The organism is Psychrobacter sp. Rd 27.2, assembly GCF_001921755.1.
Taxonomy (GTDB): Bacteria; Pseudomonadota; Gammaproteobacteria; order Pseudomonadales; family Moraxellaceae; genus Psychrobacter; species Psychrobacter celer.
Map to the genome: position 1 here is coordinate 1 of NZ_MRYB01000029.1, position 1282 is coordinate 1282.

The 1282-nt window shown below is 46.3% G+C and carries 1 protein-coding gene, 1 pseudogene and 1 other annotated feature; of the genes and pseudogenes, one reads left to right on the top strand and one right to left on the bottom strand.

All coding sequences use genetic code 11. The annotated features are described in order from the left end of the window. Window positions 1-221, bottom strand: a 221-nt coding sequence (locus BTV99_RS12415; RefSeq protein WP_256713790.1) for a TniB family NTP-binding protein, incomplete at its 3' end; no start/stop codon positions are given. Between the two features lie 71 nt (window positions 222-292). Between BTV99_RS12415 and BTV99_RS12425 the strand changes: the two are divergent. Continuing rightward, window positions 293-1282, top strand: a pseudogene (locus tag BTV99_RS12425) (IS3 family transposase); the annotation flags it as partial. Continuing rightward, window positions 568-684, top strand: a sequence feature (AL1L pseudoknot). It overlaps the preceding pseudogene by 117 nt.

Consider the following 1282-nt stretch of genomic DNA (forward strand, 5'->3'; position numbering starts at 1 on the left):
GAGTTCATGATTAGTCGTTGCTGTCTGGCAGTACCTGTCAGCATAGAATGAGCTTCATCAATAATTAGTATCTTTACACGGGTTTCACGAAAGGCATGAATGACCTGCAGTCTTAATTTACCAACCGATTCAGATGATCTATAGGGTAGACCAAAGGAGTCGATCAGGCTGATATAAAGATCCTTTTCATTTGCAGATGGTGGTGCTTGAATGGAACGCACAGGCAAAACTAAATCTATGTCTGAACCGCCCCGGGATTGTCGGAGACCTAATATTCTGAGAGAATACGACAATGAGAACACGACACTACACTCCTGAGATTAAAGAACGCGCCGTTCGCATGCTGATTGAAGCGTCGAGCGATTACCCCTCCACATGGTCAGCCATTCAAGCCATTGCCCCTAAGATTGGCTGCACACCTGAAACCTTGCGGTCATGGCATAAGAAGCACATCGATCAAACCATTCCAGCATCAGTGCAAGCGCAAAGCCAAGAACAACGCATTAAAGAGCTTGAACGCGAGAATAAAGAGCTCAAGCAAGCCAACGAGATTATACGTAAGGCAGCAGCTTTTTTCGCCCAGGCGGAGCTCGACCGTCCACCCAAATAATGATCAGTTTTATTGATGATAACAAAGCTGAGTATGGAGTCGAGCCAATCTGTAGAGTATTACCGATTGCCCCATCAACCTATCACCGTGCTAAAAACCTAGAATGCTGCCCTGAAAAGCGCTCCCTGCGCAGTCAGCATGACGATTATTATATCAGCGAGATTAAACGCATCTGGCAAGACAGTAAATGTCGTTATGGTGCCCGTAAAGTATGGCAACAGATGAAAGCTGACGGGTTAAAGGTTGCTCGGTGTACTATAGAGCGTTTAATGAGACAACATGGCCTACAAGGGGTCTGGCGTGGTAAGGGTAAGATTACCACCAACAGCCGTGATGACCAAAAGCGTGCTGATGACTTGGTTAATCGTAACTTTAATGCCCATCGTCCTAACCAGCTGTGGGTGGCTGACTTTACTTATATCAAGACAACGAGCGGCTGGGTCTATACCGCCTTTATTATTGATGTATTTGCTCGCGCTATTGTGGGCTGGAAAGTCTCTAATCGCATGAATACTGATATGGTAATGGCGGCATTAAACCAAGCAATAGCAGATAGAAACAATCCCAAAGATGTCATTCATCACAGTGATCGAGGGGTTCAGTACTTGTCCATCCGTTACACAGACAAGATGGCTGACTGCGGTGTGATTGCCTCTGTGGGCACGACTGGTG